Annotated in this window: 15 protein-coding genes; 4 read left to right on the top strand and 11 right to left on the bottom strand. The window is 68.0% G+C overall.

Annotated features, from left to right (window positions below; all coding sequences use genetic code 11):
* The first annotated feature begins 64 nt into the window (after positions 1-64).
* A complete protein-coding gene (locus tag EV643_RS29585) occupies positions 65-3454 on the top strand; it encodes a glycosyl hydrolase family 28-related protein (RefSeq protein ID WP_238165884.1) in 3390 nt (1129 codons plus the stop codon).
* Positions 3455-3461: 7 nt separating this feature from the next.
* Complete coding sequence (locus EV643_RS29580) at positions 3462-4556, top strand: Gfo/Idh/MocA family protein (RefSeq protein ID WP_133803442.1); 1095 nt, start codon at positions 3462-3464, stop codon at positions 4554-4556.
* A 35-nt stretch (positions 4557-4591) separates the two neighbouring features.
* Here EV643_RS29580 and EV643_RS29575 read toward each other — a convergent pair whose 3' ends face one another.
* The 8 genes from EV643_RS29575 to EV643_RS29540 all read right to left on the bottom strand — a co-directional run bounded on the left by EV643_RS29575 (position 4592) and on the right by EV643_RS29540 (position 12739).
* Positions 4592-5149, bottom strand: a complete 558-nt coding sequence (locus tag EV643_RS29575; RefSeq protein ID WP_133803441.1) for a GNAT family N-acetyltransferase — start codon at positions 5147-5149, stop codon at positions 4592-4594.
* Positions 5146-6420, bottom strand: coding sequence for an ROK family transcriptional regulator (locus EV643_RS29570; protein ID WP_133803440.1), 1275 nt, complete (start codon positions 6418-6420; stop codon positions 5146-5148). The genes EV643_RS29575 and EV643_RS29570 overlap by 4 nt, the downstream gene beginning before the upstream one ends.
* 18 nt (positions 6421-6438) lie before the next feature.
* A complete protein-coding gene (locus tag EV643_RS29565) occupies positions 6439-7704 on the bottom strand; it encodes an enolase C-terminal domain-like protein (protein WP_133803439.1) in 1266 nt (421 codons plus the stop codon).
* Positions 7705-8583 carry an NAD-dependent epimerase/dehydratase family protein gene (locus EV643_RS29560; protein WP_133803438.1) on the bottom strand — a complete coding sequence of 293 codons (879 nt, stop codon included), beginning with the start codon at positions 8581-8583 and terminating at the stop codon, positions 7705-7707.
* Positions 8580-9470 carry a carbohydrate ABC transporter permease gene (locus tag EV643_RS29555; protein ID WP_133803437.1) on the bottom strand — a complete coding sequence of 297 codons (891 nt, stop codon included), beginning with the start codon at positions 9468-9470 and terminating at the stop codon, positions 8580-8582. The genes EV643_RS29560 and EV643_RS29555 overlap by 4 nt, the downstream gene beginning before the upstream one ends.
* On the bottom strand, positions 9467-10384 hold the full coding sequence (locus EV643_RS29550) for a carbohydrate ABC transporter permease (RefSeq protein WP_133803436.1): 918 nt from the start codon (positions 10382-10384) through the stop codon (positions 9467-9469). The genes EV643_RS29555 and EV643_RS29550 overlap by 4 nt, the downstream gene beginning before the upstream one ends.
* A gap of 4 nt (positions 10385-10388) precedes the next feature.
* Positions 10389-11771, bottom strand: coding sequence for an ABC transporter substrate-binding protein (locus EV643_RS29545; RefSeq protein ID WP_133803435.1), 1383 nt, complete (start codon positions 11769-11771; stop codon positions 10389-10391).
* Positions 11772-11872: 101 nt separating this feature from the next.
* On the bottom strand, positions 11873-12739 hold the full coding sequence (locus tag EV643_RS29540; protein ID WP_133803434.1) for a dihydrodipicolinate synthase family protein: 867 nt from the start codon (positions 12737-12739) through the stop codon (positions 11873-11875).
* 71 nt (positions 12740-12810) lie between these two features.
* Here EV643_RS29540 and EV643_RS29535 point away from each other — a divergent pair, with 71 nt between their 5' ends.
* Together EV643_RS29535 and EV643_RS29530 are read left to right on the top strand one after the other, a co-directional pair.
* Positions 12811-13743, top strand: coding sequence for a LysR family transcriptional regulator (locus EV643_RS29535; protein WP_133803433.1), 933 nt, complete (start codon positions 12811-12813; stop codon positions 13741-13743).
* A gap of 133 nt (positions 13744-13876) precedes the next feature.
* Complete coding sequence (locus EV643_RS29530) at positions 13877-14698, top strand: phytanoyl-CoA dioxygenase family protein (protein WP_202869808.1); 822 nt, start codon at positions 13877-13879, stop codon at positions 14696-14698.
* Here EV643_RS29530 and EV643_RS29525 read toward each other — a convergent pair.
* From EV643_RS29525 to EV643_RS29515, 3 genes are all read right to left on the bottom strand, one after another.
* Positions 14695-15849, bottom strand: a complete 1155-nt coding sequence (locus EV643_RS29525; RefSeq protein ID WP_133803431.1) for a glycoside hydrolase family 183 protein — start codon at positions 15847-15849, stop codon at positions 14695-14697. The genes EV643_RS29530 and EV643_RS29525 overlap by 4 nt on opposite strands.
* Before the next feature lie 365 nt (positions 15850-16214).
* Positions 16215-17063 (bottom strand): sulfurtransferase, encoded by an 849-nt coding sequence (locus tag EV643_RS29520; RefSeq protein WP_133803430.1) that lies wholly within the window; start codon positions 17061-17063, stop codon positions 16215-16217.
* Positions 17060-17710, bottom strand: a complete 651-nt coding sequence (locus EV643_RS29515) for a thymidine kinase (protein WP_133803429.1) — start codon at positions 17708-17710, stop codon at positions 17060-17062. The genes EV643_RS29520 and EV643_RS29515 overlap by 4 nt, the downstream gene beginning before the upstream one ends.
* Positions 17711-17791 lie beyond the last annotated feature (81 nt).

Below are 17791 nucleotides of genomic sequence, written 5' to 3'. Positions count from 1 at the left end.
GACCGGCACGTTCACCCTGACCGGCATCGAGTTCGCCGACCGCCTCGGTGGTGCGGACCTCCGCTTGTCGGGCAGCGAGGACATCACGATCGCGGACCTCCGGATCAGCACGGCAGGCGCATCCGTCCAGCTCGGCGCCACCCCGATCCAGCAAGGCCTGAGCCCGCGCGCCGGAGACCGCCCGGAGAACCTGATCACCGGCATCCAGGACGGCCGTCCGTACTGGCAGACCGACCGGACCGCCCCCGCGCCGGGCACGAACTTCTTCTACCTCAACGTCTCCGACACCTACCTCTACGACAACCGCAACCTCGTCCTGGTCAGCGTCGACTACTTCGACGAGGGCAACGGCCAGTTCGGGCTGCACTACGACTCCCCCGGCGAGACCATCCCGGAGAAGTTCAAGAACTCGGAGCTCGTCCAGTACGGCGACACGAAGACCTGGAAGACACACACGTTCGCGCTACCCGATGCCGTGATGACGAACCGGTCGAACGGCTCCGACTTCCGCATCCACAACGGCGACGGCTCTGTGGACCTCAAGGTCGCCGCTGTCCGCGTCGCGAAGGTCGCCACCACTCTCGACGTCACCGAGGGCCTGGTCGACCTGATCGACGAAGCCGCCCGGATCCACAAAGGCGCTCGCGAAGGCACCCGCGACGGCCAGTACCCCGCCGGCAGCCGGGCCACGCTCCGAGCAGCGATCGACGACGCCCAAGAAGTCGCAGCGACCCCCGACGTCACCGACACACAGGTGAAAGCCGCTCTCCAAACCCTCCAGCAGAAGCTCGACGCCTTCACAGCAACGATCGTCGACACCAACTTCGCGCCCACCGGTACTGCGACCGCCAGCAACGGAACCGGCGCCATCAACGTCAACGACAACAACCACGACACCACCTGGACCAGCGGCACCGGTGACTCCTGGCTGCAAATCACCCTGGCCGAACCCCGCGCAGTGAACGACGTCCGAGTCGAGTGGGCCCAGTCCTACTCCCCCGACTACACCGTCCAGGTCTCGAACGACGGCCAGACGTTCACCACGGTCGGCCGGACCGGCTCCCCAGGCGCGAACCAGTTCAGCAAGACCCGCTTCGCCACCACCAAGGCCCGCTACGTCCGAATCCTGATGACCGGTGCTCCGACCTTCGTCGTCAAGGAGCTCCAGCTGCGCGAGTCGCCGGTCGTCATCCCGGAGCCGAAGCTCGTCCAGACCGTCAATCCCACCGAGGAGGGCGTGGTCGCCGACTTCGATGCCACCCGGTACGGCGCCGACCGCAGCGGCCGCAACGACTCGACCAAGGCAATCCAGAACGCAATCTACGCCTGCCAGGACGCCGGCGGCGGAACCGTCTGGCTCCCGGCCGGCAAGTACCTCGTCAAGGACACCCTCGAGATCCACGCCTTCTGCACTCTCCGAGGCGATCGACGCGACCCGGACAAACCCACCGGCGACTACGGCACGGTCGTGATCGCGGACCTTGCCGCCGGCAACGACGGGCCCAGCCTGTTCCGGATCGGCGGATCGGCCGGCGTCATCGGGGTCACCACCTGGTACCCACTGCAGAACGCCACCGACCCGATCCCGTACAACTACACCTTCGAGATCCCCGGCGGCGCCTGGATCGGCAATGAAAACTACATGATGGCGACCGTCCAGGACGTCACGATGCTCAACTCCTACCGCGGGATCGGGATCAGCACGATGCCGAACGACCGCGGCGGCGCACCCAGCAACGGCCAGGTGCACGAGTCCAGCACGATCCGCAACATCCGCGGCACCGCTCTGTTCGAGGGCGCCCGGGCCTACAACGGCGCCGACGTCGGCACTTGGGAGAACGTTGCCTTCAGCAACTCTTACTGGGCCGGCGCGCCCGCCGCCTACCACCCACCGACCCGCGCCGCCCTCGACACCTGGACCCGCGCGAACGGCACCGGCCTGGTCCTCGGCGACCTCGAATGGGACCAGTTCCACCGGATCACGCTCGCCGACTACAAGGTCGGCATCCAGGTGGTCGCCGGTCAGCGGGCCCAGTTCACCGGCAGCTTCCTGCAGCCCGACATCCGCCGTACCGGGATCGGACTCAAAGTCGACGTGATGGACGATCGCTGGGGTATGACTCTGGCCGGCGGACACGTCGAGGGCGAGGACCACGCGATCCTGAACAACTCGCGCGGTTATGTGAAGACGACCGGCACAGCGATACAGGGAGCGCTCTCCGGCATCATCCACCGGATGTCCGGCACCGCGCCGACGTACATCCAACAGCCGCTCCCTGGTCCGGCCCGCAAGCGCTTGTACGTCGCGGGCGCGCCGCACGGAGTCGGTTATCTCCCAGCAGCGGACGCCACAGCCGCAGTACAGAAGGTGCTCGACAAGGCAGGACGCGAAGGCGGCGGCATCGTCTATCTCCCGGCCGGGTGGTACCGGATCAGCACCCATCTCAGCGTCCCCGCCAACGTCGAGTTGCGCGGCGCATCCGCAGTACCGAACCGGGACCAAGGAGGCGCGAGCGGCGGCACCGTGCTGCACGCCTTCGAGGGTCGCGGCACAACCACACCCGACACCGCGACCGCCCTGGTTACCCTCAACGGACAGAAGGCCGGGCTCCGCGGACTGCGCGTGTTCTACCCCGACCAGAACCCGGGCAAGCCCGAAGGCGTCGTGCCCTACCCGTACGCCGTCCGCGGCAAGGGCTCGCAGACCTACGTCATCAACACTGGCTTCCCGAATGCGTGGAACGGCCTCGACTTCACCACCTATCGCAATGACGGATTCGTGGTCCGGAAGCTGGCCGGTGCCTTCTTCGACCACGCGATCTCGGTCGGCCGCAGTACCGGTGGACGGATCGAAGGCGTGCTCTCGAACGGCAACGCGGTCACCCGGATCGGCTACCAGCAGCCGTACTGGATGAACGAGGGCAGCATCTTCGAGCTCGTCATCGACAAGTACATGCGCAAGACCGCCAAGATCGTCACCGTCGACGGCGCCAGCGGGCTGACCCTGTTCAACGTCTTCGCGTACGGGTTCCACGACGGGCTGGTGGTGAACGACGGCGAGGTCGACGCCTTCAACCTCGGCACCGACAACCTGGGCACCGACGGCTACACGGTGAAGGTCGTGAAAGGTGACCTCGAGGCGACCAACCTGGCCCGCTACAACGGCGCCACGAGCACCGGACCGGTCCGGTTGCACAACGTGATGGTCATCAACGTCGTGCAACGCAGCATCTCGGTCAGCACCGTGGGGAACGGCACCGCAGAGCTCCACGGCAACGAGTCCGAGCCCGGGAAGTACGAGGTCGGCGCGCAGGTCACAGTGACGGCCACGCCCGGATCGGATAGCGTTTTCCAGAACTGGACCGTCAACGGCCAGGTGGTCTCGACCGAACCGTCGTACACCTTCACCGTGACCGCGGACCAGGTGATGACCGCGAACTTCACTGCCGGCTAGGAGCAAGATGACTGATCCGACCGAACTCCACCATGTTGCGATCGTGGGCTGCGGCATCATCGGCCGTACCCACGCGGACACCATCGCGGCCCGGCCCGATGCCGTCGTGACCGCCCTCGTCGACGGCGACGCGGCCGCCCGGGAGGCATTGGCCGCGCGGCTGGTCGAAGCCGGCCAGCCGGAGCCCAAGGTGTTCGGCGACCTCACCGCGGCGATGGATGCGGCCGACCTCGATCTGGTCGCCATCTGTACGCCGAGCGGAACGCACGCCGCCCTCGCGGAGCAAGCGCTGAGCGAGCGCAAACACGTGGTGATCGAGAAACCGCTCGACGTCGACCTGACCCGGGCCCGTCGCCTCGGCGCCGCGGCAACCCGGGCGGCGAACCACGGCGTCGTGTCGTCGGTGATCAGCCAGCACCGGTTCGACCCCGGCAGCGCGCTGGTCTCGCAGGCGATCCGGGCCGGCCGGTTCGGGCAGCGCACCTCAGCGGTCGCGAGTGTCGCCTGGTGGCGCAGCGACGAGTACTACGCGTCCGCGGGCTGGCGTGGCACCTGGGCGCAGGATGGTGGTGGCGCGCTGATGAACCAGGGCGTCCACACCGTCGATCTGCTGCTGTGGTTCATGGGCCGGCCGGTGACCATTCAGGCGCAGGCGGTCCGCGCGGCGCACCACGCGATCGAGGTCGAGGACACGGTCGTCGCGACAATCATGTTCGAGTCCGGGGCGGTCGCCACCCTGCACGCGACCACGGCGGCGTTTCCTGGCGGGCGCACGCTGGTCTCCGTGCACGGCACCGAAGGCGGTGCCGAGGTCGAGAACGACCTGCTCCGCCGGTTCAACGCCGACGGGGTCAAGGACGATGTCGCCTTCGACCCCGAACGGCCGGGCCGCCACGTCGCGCAGTACGAGGACATCTTCACGGCGATCGCCAACGGCAGCCAGCCCGGTATCACCGTGCACGATGCCATCGAGGCACTGGCCACCGTCCGCGCGGTCTACATCGCGTCGGCGCTGCAACGCCCGGTCAAGTTCCTCGACGTACTGGAAGGCCGGTACGACGACGTCGACGTGACTCGCTGCACCCAGCTGCCACCGAGCTAGGGCTGCCTCTCAACTTGGGGCTTCGCCCGACTGCCCTAACTAGGGGCTTCGCCCGGGGCGCGGTCGTTGAGGATGCGCTGGTAGAGGTTGTGGTCGCGCCAGGCGCCGTCGATGTGCAGGTAGTTGCGGGCTGACCCGTACTGCTCGAAGCCGTTCTTCGTCAGCACCCGCTGGGACGGAGCGTTGTCCGTGCGGGTGCTGGCGGCGATGCGGTGGAGCAGCAGTTCCTGGTCGGCCAGTTCGCACACGGCTGCCACCGCGGCGGAGGCGAGGCCCCGGCCGACCTCGGCGACGTCGATCCAGTAGCCGAGATCGCCACTACGCCACGGACCCGCCACAATGTTCGACAACGTCACCGTGCCGATCACGCGATCCTGGGAAGCCACCACCCACGGGAACGTGTTCTCTCGGTCCAGCAGGCTCTGGAACCGGGTCGCCTGGTACGCCGGGTCGTACCACTCGTCGGTACGCCGCGGTTCCCACGGGGCCAACTGCTCGCGGCTGCGCAACTGGGCCTCGCAGAAGGAGGGCGCGTCGTCGGGCCGGACCAATCGGAGCACTACGTCTTCGATAAGAGGGCGGGAGAGATTCACTTGGGCAGCCTACGAGCCTGGCTGGAGCCGCCGACGCGGGGTGTGAACGCGTCGTGGAAGATCGTCGACGCCGCCCCGACCGCGGCCGCGTCGGCCTGCAGCATCGATTCCTCGACCGCGACCGTGCGGGTGCCTCTGGCGATCGGGAACGAGTTGACCGCCCGATCGATCTCGGACAGCAGCGTGTCGGCGATCTCCTTCTCGTACGCCGGTCCGCCGAGGACGATCAGGTCGATGTCGAGCAGATCGACCAGGCCGACCGCTCCCTGCCCGATCACCCGGGCGACCTGGGTGACCGCCTGCCGTGCGGCTTCGTTGCCATTCGCGGCGGCCTTGCAGACCGCCTTGTAGCGCTTGGCCTCATCGGTCGCGGTGGCGTCGGTCTCGACATAGCCGAAGTCGGCCGCGATGACCGGCAGCGAGGCGGTCGGATTGCACTCGGCCATCATCCGCGGCCCGCCGTCGGCGTCCCACTCCCCCATCCGCAGCGCCGCCAGCTGACCGAACTCGCCGGCGTTCGCCGTGCCGCCGCGGTAGATCGAGCCGTTCAGGATCAGCCCGCTGCCGACGCCGGTCCCGAGGTAGAGGTAGGCGAAGTCGCGGGCCCGGGCCGACCGCCCGATCCAGCGCTCGCCGATCGCCGCCGCGGTGCCGTCCTTCTCGACCAGCACCGGGTGGTTGAGCTTATGCTGCAGCCGCTGCCGGATCTCCAGCCCACGCCAGGCAGGCTGCAGCGGCAGGTCGAGCAGCGTCCCGTCCGCGTTGATCGGACCCGGTACGGCGACACCCACGCCGAGCACCGACCCGAGGTCCACCTGACTGATGCTGAGCGCGCCGGACACGGTCGCCGCCGCGAGATCGACCAGGCGGAGCCCATCGAGGTCGGCCGCGAGGTCGACGGTCTCACGTCGCACGATCTTGCCGTCCAGGTCGACCACCGCGACCGTGAGCAGCTCCGGATCGATGTGGATGCCGACGGCATGGGCCGCCTTCGAGCGCAACCGCACCGGCGTACGGGGTTTGCCCAGGCGTTCGGCGCGTTCCTGGGCCTCCTCGACGAGCAGCCCTTGCTGCAGGAGGATGCGGAGGATCCGCGACACCGACTGCTGGGTCAGCCCGGTCTTGCGGGAGATCTCGGTCCGGCTGATGATTCCGGCCAGCCGGATCGTCTCGATGATCACAGCCTCGTTGAAGGTGCCCAGATCGTACTGGTTGGCTCCCGACCGGGTCGGTTCGTCGAGAACCGCCGAGTCACCCTCCGGCGTGACCATCGCCCACCTCCCTGACTGTCACGGAGCCTCCAGGGCCCCATCGATCCGTCGTACCCCGGCCGCCCATTCGTCGTGCCCGGATAGTTCGGCAGGGTAGTTCGCCGCCGCCTGGAGATCGATGTCTATCCCCCAGCCGGGCGCGTCGTTCGGGGTCAGCCAGCCGTCCTCGATCCGCAGCGTGCCGGGGAACACTTCGTGCGTGGCGTCGTTGTAGATGTGCCCCTCCTGGATCCCGAACGCGGCCGAACTGACGTCCAGCGCGACGTTGGCGGCGGCGCCGATCGGCGAGGTGTCACCCGGACCGTGCCACGCCGTACGGACTCCGCACAGCTCGGCCAGGTCGGCGACCTTGCGAGCCGGGGTGAGCCCGCCGATGTCGGAGATGTGCGAGCGGATGAAGTCGACGCCGCCATCGCGGACCAGCCGTACCGCGTCGCCGAGCGAGGTGGTCAGCTCCCCGACCGCCAACGGAACCGGCGAGGCCGCGCGAACCTCGGGCAGCCGGTCCCACAGCTCCGGCGCGAGCACGTCCTCGAGGAAGAACAGCCGGTACGGCTCCAGCGACCGGGCCAGCAGCACGGCCTCCTTCGGGGTCAGCCGGGAGTGCACGTCGTGGAGCAGTTCGATGTTGTCCGGCAGCGACTCGCGGGCCGCGGCGAACAGGTCGGGCGTCGTCCGGAGGTAGTCCCGCGCCGACCACCCGTTGTGGTACGGCGCGTCGGGGTACAACGTGGCCAGCCGCGGCGCCCCGTACCCGCCTCCGCCGGGGGTCGACACCTGCAGCCGGACGTGCCGCCAACCCCGCGCGACGAACGACTTGGCCTGGTCGAGGCACTCCTCGATCGAGATGCCGCTGGCGTGGATGTAGGTGTCGGCGGCCGCGCGGACCTTGCCGCCGAGGAGCTCGTACACCGGCATGCCCGCGCGTTTGCCGGCGATGTCCCACAACGCCTGGTCGATCCCGGAGATCGCGTTGTTCGTCACCGGCCCGCCGCGCCAGTAACCGGAGTACGCCGCCAGCCGGGTCAGGTCGCCGATGTCACCCGGGTACCGGCCGATCAGCAGCCGGGACAGATGCTCGTCGACGAACGTCTGCACCGCCTTCCATCGCTGGGTGAACGTCGCGCAACCCAGGCCGTACAGTCCCGGCTGGGTGGTGTCGATCTTCACCACCACCAGCGGGATGCCCTGCGGCGCGGTGACGATCGTCTGGACCGCGCGGATCCTGATGTCGTCGCGGGCCGGCCAGGGCTGGGCGAAGGTGGCGGGGGTCTCCTGCGGCATTCAGCTCTCCAATGGAAGGGTCGGCAGGTCCAGCTCGTGCTGCGCCTGGAAGCCCAGCACGGTCCGTACCGCGGTCAGGTCGATCGCCACCTCGCGCCCCGGGATTCGGCGTAGCCGCGGCACGTTCGGCGCGAACTTGTCCAGCAATGCCTCGGTCTCGTACGACGCGTTGGTGTTGTTCGCGGCGACGAAGAACGTGTGGGCCCCGGTGAGGTCCGCGGTCAGCCCGAGCTCGATCGCGTACGCCGAGTCCCGGGTGTCCAGGTAGCTCCACCCCTCCCGGACCCCGAAGGCCGGATTCTCGGTGTGCCAGTCGGCCTGTTGCCGCAGTACGTCCGGCGAGTTGACGTGCGGGAACCGGAACGCGACCACGTCGATCCCCCAGTGCCGCCAGGCCATCCGGGCGGTGTTCTCGTCGTTCTGCTTGGACAGGGAGTACCAGTCGCCGACGTCGGTGGGGATCTTCTCGTCGAGCGGGTAGTACGCCGGCAGCACGTCGTGCGGGTTCATCGGGACGCCGAACGCGTTGATGCTGCTGGCAATGACCGCCCGTTTGATGCCGACGGCACCGGCCTGGGCGAGCACGTTGAAGGTGGAGATCACGTTGCCCGTGTACACGTCGTACGGCGTACCGGAGTCACGGTGCGGGAGCGCGGCCAGGTGGACGACGAACTCGACCTCGGCCAATGCCTCCGCGACGTCGTCCTCGGACCGGGTGTCGCCGATCACCACCCGGTCGGCCTTCAGTTCGGGTGCCTCGACGATGGTCAGCGCGGTGACGAGTGCGCCCAGCTCGGTCAGGTGACTGGTCGCGACGGATCCGATCCGCCCGGCCGCACCGGTGACCAGCACTCGCCGCCCGCTCAGTGATGAGCTCACTCTTTGATACCTCCCGACATCCCGACACCTCTGAGGAACTGCTTCTGGAACACCAAGAACAGCACCACCGGGACCAGGACCGCCAGGAATAAAGCACTCATCTGTAAAGAGATCTCGGTGGTCTCCTGGACCCGCGGCAGCGCGACCGAGATCGGCTGCAACCGGGGATCCGGCAGCACCAGCAACGGCCAGAGGTAATCCTTCCACGAGCCGATCACGGTCAGCAGCGCGACCACACCAAGTATCGGCTTGGACAGCGGGAGAACGAGCGACGTGAACAGGCGAAGGTTGCTCGCGCCGTCGATCCGGGCCGCCTCGATCAGCTCGCGTGGGATCGAGTCGAAGTACCGCTTCATCACCAGGATGTTGAACGCGCCGGCCGCCTGCGGGAGCCAGACCGCCCAGAAGGTGTTCTGCAGATTCACCCCGAGGACGGGCATCTTCAGGATGGTCAGGTAGAGCGGGACGAGTGAGATGACGCCGGGCAAGAAGAGCGTGGCCAGTACTGCGCCGGTGACGATCGGGCCCCATTTCGGCCGGAGCACGCTCAGCACGAACGCGCCCGTCGTACAGACGAACAACGTGGACACCAGCGATCCGATCGCGATGATCGCGGTGTTGCCGAGGTACGAGCCGATCTGCACCCTGGTCCACGCGTTCGGCAGGTTGGCCCACTGGATTCCGCTCGGCCAAAGCTGCATCGGGCCGCGCAGGATGTCCTGGCTGGTGGACAGGCCCGACTTGAGCAGCCAGAGCAGCGGCCCGACGCCGGCGATGAAAACGCCGATGAAGAGCAGGACCTGGATCGCGGGCAGGCCGTAGCGGATCACCGATCGCTTGCGGTCGGCGTGGGAGATGATGCCGCGCTCTTGCACCGTCTGGCTCATGTCGTGCTCCAGGGCCGGGTGAGGAGGTGATAGACGACCGACAGCACGCAGAGCACGCCGGCGAGCAACACGCTGAGCGCTGTCGCGGCGCCGAAGTCGCCGTTGATGAAGGCGTACCGGTAGATGAGCAGCAGGATCGTGGTGGTCGCGTTGTCCGGGCCGCCGCCGGTGAACAGGAACGGCTCGGTGAACACCTGGAACGTGCCGATCAGCTGCAGCAGCATCATGATCAGGATGATTCCGCGGATCTGCGGCAGCGTGACGTGCCAGACCCGCGACCAGATCCCGGCGCCGTCCAGCTCGGCCGCCTCGTACAGCTCGGTGCGGACGCCGGTCAGCGCGGCGAGGTAGATGATCGAGGTCGCGCCCGCGCCGGCCCAGGTCGCCTCCAGCACGATCGCCGGCATCGCCAGGCTCGGCGAGTTCAGCCAGGCGAACGGCCCGAGCCCGAACCAGCCGAGGATCGCGTTGAACACCCCAGTGCCGCTCGGGTCGTAGAAGAACTTCCACAACAGGATCGCGGCCACCGGCGGGACCACGGCCGGCAGGTACGAGATCACGTTGTAGAGCCAGCCCGTACTGCGCAACTCGCTGATGAACACGGCCAGGAACAGCGGGACCGGGAAGCCGAAGATCAGCGCGAGCAGTGCGAAGTACAGGGTGTTGACCGCCGCCTGCGGGAGCTGCGGATCGGTCAGCACGTAGCTGAAGTTGGCCATCCCGACCCACTCGGGCGCGGTCACCAGGTTGTTCTTCTGGAAGCTGAGCACCAGCCCGCGCACGATCGGGCCCCAGGAGAAGTACAGGAAGGTCAGCAGCAGGGGCAGGACGAAGACGATGCTGCTCAGCCCGCCGGAGTGGTACCAGGTCTTGATGCTCCGGCGGGACCGAGGCGCTCTTTGCAGCGAGGCCATGGGGTTACCGGGCCAGGCGGGCGTCGATCTTCGATGCGGCGTCGGTGAGCAGTTTGTCGATGTCCGCGTCCTTCTTGGTCAGCACCTGCTGGACGACCGGATCGAGCAGGGCGTAGACCTCCTGCCCCTTGGTCCCCGGCTCGGGCAGCAGCTTCAGGCTCTTGGTCGAGTCGAGGTAGCCCTGGAACTGCTCGATCGGGACGTTGTTGTACGGCTTGCGCCACAGGTTGTAGCGGTCGTAGGTCTCCTGGCTCAGCGGAGTGATGCCGGGTCGGCCGACGAAGCCCTTGTCCGCGATCGAGTCGTTGGCGTTCTGGACCGCGAGCTGCTCGTTCGTGTACTTGTCGAACTCCTGCGACTTGATCCACTTCAGCGCGGCGACGATCTCGTTCTTGGTCGCCTTCGGGTTGATCATCTTGATCGAGCCGCCGGTCAGGGTGCCGTGCGGGCCGCCGTCCTGCGGCAGCGCGCCGTGGCCGTAGTCGGCCGGCTTCATGCCGAAGTTCTTCACGCACATGTCGTACGCGTCCGGCGCCTGGAGGACCATCCCGATCTTGCCGGCCGCGAAGTCCTGCCGGACCTCCTCCTGGTTGTAGAGGAAGTTGCTGCCCATCGTGTTGTCGGTCCAGCGCAGGTCCTTGAGCAGCTGCAGCGCCTTCTTGGTCGGCGCGTCGTTGAAGGTGCTCTTCTTGCCGTCCTCGCTCTGGACCGAGCCGCCCATGCTGTACGTCATCGTGGTCAGCATCCAGCCGCCGGTGTTGTCCTTGGTCAGCTGGGCGTACCCGGCCTTGCCCGTCTTCTCGGTGATCTGCTTCGCGTACTGCCGGACCTCGTCCCAGGTCGTCGGCGGCTTGTCCGGGTCGAGACCGGCCTGCTTGAACAGCGCGCGGTTGTAGGCCAGCCCGACCGAGAACACGTCGATCGGTAAGCCGTAGATGCGGCCGGCGTCGTCCTGGACGATCTTCAGCACGTCGGGGTTCAGATCCTTGGTCAGGTCGACCAGCTTCAGCTCGTCGGTGATGTCGGGGAGCTGCTTGTTCGGGATCATGTTCTGCGGCTCGGTGAAGCTGATGTTCATCACCGTCGGGAGCGAGCCACCGGCCACCTGAGCCTGGAAGGTCTGCGCGTCCCACTTGGTCTCGGTCGACTTCACCGTGATGTTCGGGTGCGCGTCCATGAACTTCTTCACGTTGCGGTCGAACGCCGCGATGTCGTTCGGCTTGTCCGGCGTCGGCCGGTCCCCGATCGTGATCGTCACCGGCGCGCTCTCGTCGATCGCCCCGCCACCGCCGCCGGTCGCCGTCGTACCGCCGTCCGCGCAGGCGGCCGTCGTCACCAGTGCGACGGCCGCCGTGCAGGCCGCGGCGAACCTAGCCCTTCTCGTCATCGGAACTCCTCGGGTTTCCGGGAGCACGTCCCGCCACCGGGCGGTCGGGGAGGTGCTCCGGGCCACAGCCGGGCCCCTTGTCGGACCAGCTGCCGAGTAAGTTAAACCAAGCGTGTTAGTTTCTCAATGGCTCGGGTCGCGCTGGTTGGGTCGGCCTGAAGGAGAGGTGGGCGGACGGCTGGGGTGGGGATGGTGCCGCGGGCGTGCAGGACGGCCTTGATCACTGTCGGGTTGGGCTCGGCGAAGAGGGCTTGGGAGAGATTGCCCAGCCGGTGGCCTGGTTCGCGGGCCTGGACGACGTCGTTGGTCAGCCAGGCGTCGATGAGGGTGGCGAACTGGGTCGGGACGACGAGGGCCGAGGCGAGGATGCCGCCGTGGGCGCCGAGGGCGAGCATCGGTGAGATGTACGGGTCGTCGCCGGCGAGTACGGCGAAGTCGGGTGGGAGGTCGGCCATCAGGGTGATGGTTTCCTCGTCGATTCCACCTTGGGCGTACTTGATGCCCTTGATGTTGTCGACGGCGGCCAGGTCTTGGATTGTGGCTGCGGACAACGGCTGACCGGTCCGGTACGGGACGTGGTAGATCACGATCGGGACCGGGCTGGTGGCGGCGAGTTGGGTGAGATAGGCGGCGGCGCCGGCCTCGCCTGGGCGGATGAAGGGTGGGACCAAGGTCAGGGCCGCGGTGACTTCTGGGCGTTCTCGCAGGTCGTCGAGTGCCTGCGGGCTGTTGGCGCCGACGAGGAGCTGGGCATCGTGGGCCTGGCAGGCCTGCGTGGCGATCTTGAGGACGGACTCGCGTTCGTGCTCGGTCAGTGCGGACGGCTCGGCGGTGGTGCCGAGTGCGACCAGACCACGCGCTCCCCCGTCGAGGATTTGGTGGGCCAGGGTCTCCAGTGCGTCGAAGGCGATGCCGCCTGACTCGTCGAAGGGCGTGATCAGCGGGACGTACAGGCCGGTGAGCGTCATGAGTCCAGCCTGGGCGGACTCGTAGGGCAAGGTCTAGTTCGGTTTTATCGGGAGAATCGTAAGCTGAGCTTATGCTCGATGTCCGGCGCCTGCGGTTGCTGCGCGATCTTGACCGACTGGGGACGATCGCGGCCGTGGCAAAGGTTCATACGTACACGCCCTCGGCGGTCTCGCAGCAGTTGGCCGTGCTCGAACGTGAGGCCGGAGTGCGGCTGCTCGAGCGGACCGGGCGACGGGTCGCCCTGACTCCGGCCGGTGCGGTGCTGGTGCGGCACGCCGAGGTGGTGCTGGCCGCGTTGGAGGAGGCCGATGCGGCGTTGATCTCGGTACGGAGTGAGTTGTCGGGGCCGTTGCGGATCGGGGCGTTTCCGACGGCCGTGAGGACGGTGTTGCCGGGTGCGTTGGTGACGTTGGGGCAGGATCATCCGGGGCTCGAGCTGATGGTGACCGAGCTGGATCCGGTCGAGGTGCCGGAGGCGTTGCGGGACCGGCGGCTCGACGTGGCGCTCGTGAACGACTTCGATGTGATGCCGGTGGCGCCGGACGCGACGGTGGAGACGGTCCCGTTGCTCGACGAGACGGTGTACCTCGCCGTCCAAGCGGGCTCTCCGGTCGCGGTCCAGGCGGGCGGCTCTCCGGCTGCGGCCGTCGCTGAGGTCGCGGATTCGGCCTGGATCGCGGGGCTGCCGGGGACGGCGTGTCACGCGGTGATCCTGCAGGTGTGCCGTGCGGCCGGGTTCAGCCCGGTGATCCGGCACTATGCCGACGACTTCGATGCCGTTCTGGCGCTCGTCGCCGCCGGACAAGGGGTCTCACTCGTACCGGAGCTCGCGGCCGCGCGGCCACCCGATGGCGTGGCGTTGCTCCCCCTCGCAGTACGGCGCCGGGTGCGGATCGCGTATCGCCAAGGCGCGGGACATCACCCGGCCGTCGCCGCATTCGTGACCGCCGTTCGCGGATCCAGCGCGGAGCACGTCGCTCGCGGCACCCGCAGTACCGGCTGAGACCGGGCGGCCGCAGTACAGGTGGATACCGCGTGTCCGCAGTACTGATCGCAACAAATCCCGTCGGGGGTGCATCGAGCCGGTTATGACCGGGTCGCCGGCCCGGCTGACTGGAGGGTGCGAGATGGGTGCGGTGAACGATGTCGATGTGGCCGGGTTCTGGGAGAACGGCTGGACCATCGTGCGTGGGGTGTACACGCGGGACGACGTACAGCGGTTGCGGGAGGCGGCGCATTGGTCGCGGAAGAACTTCGGCGGCGACCTGCTCGCGAACCCCCGGCTCCGCGAGGTGCTGACCGACGGGAACTTCGTGACGATCGCGCGGCAGATCCTGGGCGACGACAAGATCGTCTACACCGGCGACAGCGCATTCACGGTGAACGGTGTCCAGCGTGGGTTCCACAAGGACAACGCCGACCGGGTCGACCCGAACGCGCCCGACTGGAACGGCCGGTACACGATCCTGCGATTCGGGATCTACCTGCAGGACCACTACCGCCACACCGGCGGGCTCAACCTGCGGCACCAGTCGCACAACACGCCGGACCTGAACGTCGGGCAGAACGTGTACGTCCGGACCCGGGTCGGCGACGTCGCGGTCTGGAGCCTGCGGACCACCCACTCCGGCAACGGAACGCTGCTCAGGTTCCCCAAGTCGAAGGCGCCGCTGCCGCACGAGCACGACAAGTACCCGAAGTGGCGGGTCGCTCGTAAGGACGGCGACCGGATCGCGCTGTTCGCGGCACTCGGGCTGGACGACGCGCACATGACCCGGTACGTCGACTACCTCAAGACCCGCAAGTACATGGTCGACATCTGGCGCAAGACCCGCTACGACCAGGCCGCCCTCACCGCCGCCGACCAGGCCGGCCTCATAGTCCGCAACGTCCCCACCGAAATCACCAACGACCCCAACGTCGGCCAACACGTCGACTACGTCGCCCTGCCGTACTAGCCGAAGTTGCGGGTTCGGAACTGCATCACTCGGTAGGGCCAGCCGGTGTCGGTTTTCCATTGGCTGACCGAGAGGTGCAGGTCCGAGAGGGTGGAGCCGGGGATGATGTAGCCGCCGTAGAGCTGGGCGACGTGGTTGTCGTTCTCCTGGCCCCAGGCGCCGCCGTAGATCAGGGTCTGCCGGTAGGCGGTGTAGAGATTGGAGGTCGGGGTGTCCATGATGATGCCGTCGATCCGGTAGTCGCCGGCGTTGAACCAGGTCAGCACCCACTTGCCGCCGAGCGGGCGGAGGCAGAGTTCGCCGAAGCTACCGGTCAGGATCGGGGTTGCCGGGTTGCCCCAGTTCCATGCACCGTCGCGCCAACCCCACGGTTCGTACGCCGCGGGGTTGGCGAGCTGGTTGCTGCGGACTCGTTTGAGGATGATCGGCTTGTTCCGCTGGAAACCGGTCGAGTAGACGTAGACATACCCGTCGTTGCCCTCGCCCCAGGTGAGGCACTGGAACAGGCCGCCGTCGAGGTCCGACGGGAACTTCGCTCCGGTGTGGTACCAGTTCGCGCCGGAGTTGTCGCTGCGCCAGATCTCGGTCCAGACGACATTCCCGAGACCCTTGTTGACCATCGCGTGCAGGTACATCGACCCGCCGATGGTGATCACGTCCGACGGCAGCACGGTCGAGAAAGTCGGGTTGTCGTGCGGGTAGTCCCAGAGTTGCTGCGCGGCCGCTCCCCCGACGGCACCGGACCACGTCACGCCTCCGTTGAGGTCCGTGGTGGTCGACCACAACGCCACCGGGGACCGCCACCAGCCGCCGCCGACGACCGGGTTCTCGAACGTGTCGCCGAACATGAAAAGCATCCGCCCGTCCGGCGTCCGCACCGGAATCCCCAGATCCGTGGCCGCCATCCGGAACCGATCCGTCAACCCAGGCCCGGTCAGATCCGCCACCTTGTTCGTCAGTACCGCGCTCGGCCCCGCCGCCCCAGCCGAGGCAGCCACCGGACCGCGAGCAGTTGACGCGCCCGATGGGCTCCAAGCGGTGCGGGTGGATGCGGCGGCGCTCGCGGCGATCCCCGGCGCAGCTAGCAACGCCCCGGCACCTACCGCGGCTTTCAGGAATGTGGATCGCTTGACTGTCGGCTCACTGGACATGGGCACTCCTCGACCGGGGCGGGAAATCGATTACCCACGAGACTCCGCTCGTCAACCGGCCGCGTCAAGCGCACACCCACCAGTTATCAGCCTGATCGAATACCTCGCCCCACCCACCCTCGCCACCGGCCCCAACCACCACTTTGAGCACCCGACAGTCGCCGAACAGCGGATACCGTGGCCGGCCGGTGCCCAAAGTCCGCGATGCACGCCTGGCCCGTGCTCAAAGTGAGGAGTTGGGGGTGGTGCTTTGCCGGGGTGAGGTGGTGCGGGCGGGGGCAGGAACCGCCGGGGGCGATGGGGTGGGTGGGGTCAGGCCGGGCCGCGCGTGTGGCCAGGCGGGGCCGGGCGATGGGGTGGTGAGGTTAGGAGCGGCCGGTGGCGATGGGGTGGGTGGGGTCGGTGATCCAGTGGGACCAGGAGCCGAGGTAGACGGGGGCGTCCAGGCCGGCGATCTCCAGGGCGAGGGCTTCGTGGGCGGCCGTGACGCCGGAGCCGCAGTAGGTGCCGATGGGTTTCGAACCGTCCGCGCCGAGGGCGGCGAATCGGCTGCGCAGGTCCTCGGTCGGGAGGAAGCGGCCGTCGGCGTCGACGTTCGCGGTGGTCGGGGCGTTCACGGCACCGGGGATGTGGCCGGCGACCTTGTCCATCGGCTCCACCTCACCCGCGAACCGCTCGGGAGCGCGCGCGTCGAGCAGCACACCCGAGGACGCGATCTCGGCGGCGTCGTCCGCGTCGAGCATCGGGAGCTGACCGGGTGACGCGACGAACGAACCACTCGCGGCCGGCGGCACCGTCGTACTGGCTTCTCCCCCGGCGGTTTGCCAGGCGGCGAAGCCTCCGTCGAGGACGCGGACGTCGCGGACGCCGAAGTACAGGAAGATCCAGCGGGCCCGTGCCGCCGCCATCGAGTTGGCCGCGTCGTAGACAACCACTGGTGTATCGGCATCGACGCCGGCCCGGCGGAGCGCCGCCTCGACGACGGTTGCGGACGGCAAGGGGTGGCGGCCGCCGTCGCCGGGTGGGCCGGCCAGTTCGGTGTCGAGGTCGACGAAGTGGGCGCCGGGGATGTGGCCGGCGTCGTACGCGTCCCGGCCGGGCGGACCGGCCAGGTTCCAGGTCACGTCGATGACGACCAGGCGATTGGCGACGTCGCCGACGACCGGGCGATCGGTCGCCGCCAGCAGCTCGGCTGCGGTGATCAGCGGGTTCATGCGGTACCTCCGAACGGGAGAACCTCGGGTGACAGGGTGGCTCGCGCGCGGGCGGCGGTCAGCTTGCGGCGGTGGTTACGACGGCAGAGTACTTCGTACGCCACTTCCAGCTCGTTCTGCACGATGTCACCCACGACGAGTTGCTCGCCTTCGGTGACCATCTCGCCGCCGATCGTCCGGGCGTTGTGGGTGGCGCGTTCACCGCACCAGCAGAGCGCCTCGACCTGGAGCAGTTCCATCCGGTCGGCGAGTTCGACCAGCCGGGCCGAACCGGGGAACAGGGTGGCGCGGAAGTCGGTCAGGATGCCGAAGCAGAACACGTCGATCTGCAACTCGTCCACCAACCGGGCCAGCTGCTCGACCTGGGCCGGCTGGTAGAACTGCGCCTCGTCGCAGACCACGTAGTCGATCCGGCCGCCCTGGGTCAGCTCGTCGACGACGTAGTGCCAGAAGTCGAAGTCCGGCCGTACCTCGACCGCGACCGCCTCGAGCCCAAGCCGGGACGACAGCACCGACTCGCCGGCCCGGTCGTGGCTGGTGAAGATCCGCCCGATCCGGCCGCGTGCCTTGTGGTTGTGATCCATCTGCAGTGCCAGCGTGGACTTGCCGCAGTCCATGGTCCCGGTGAAGTAGAGCAGGTCAGCCACGGGCGCACATCCTGCCAACTCATTGGCTCGTCAACGACGGCGGGGGGTCGGCTTGGGTTCTGAGCCGGTGGCGGGATTTAC

It is taken from the genome of Kribbella caucasensis (genome assembly GCF_004361855.1).
In the GTDB taxonomy this organism is placed as follows: Bacteria; Actinomycetota; Actinomycetes; order Propionibacteriales; family Kribbellaceae; genus Kribbella; species Kribbella caucasensis.
The sequence above is the reverse complement of the archived record's forward strand: the minus strand, read 5'-3'. Positions and strand labels throughout refer to the sequence as shown.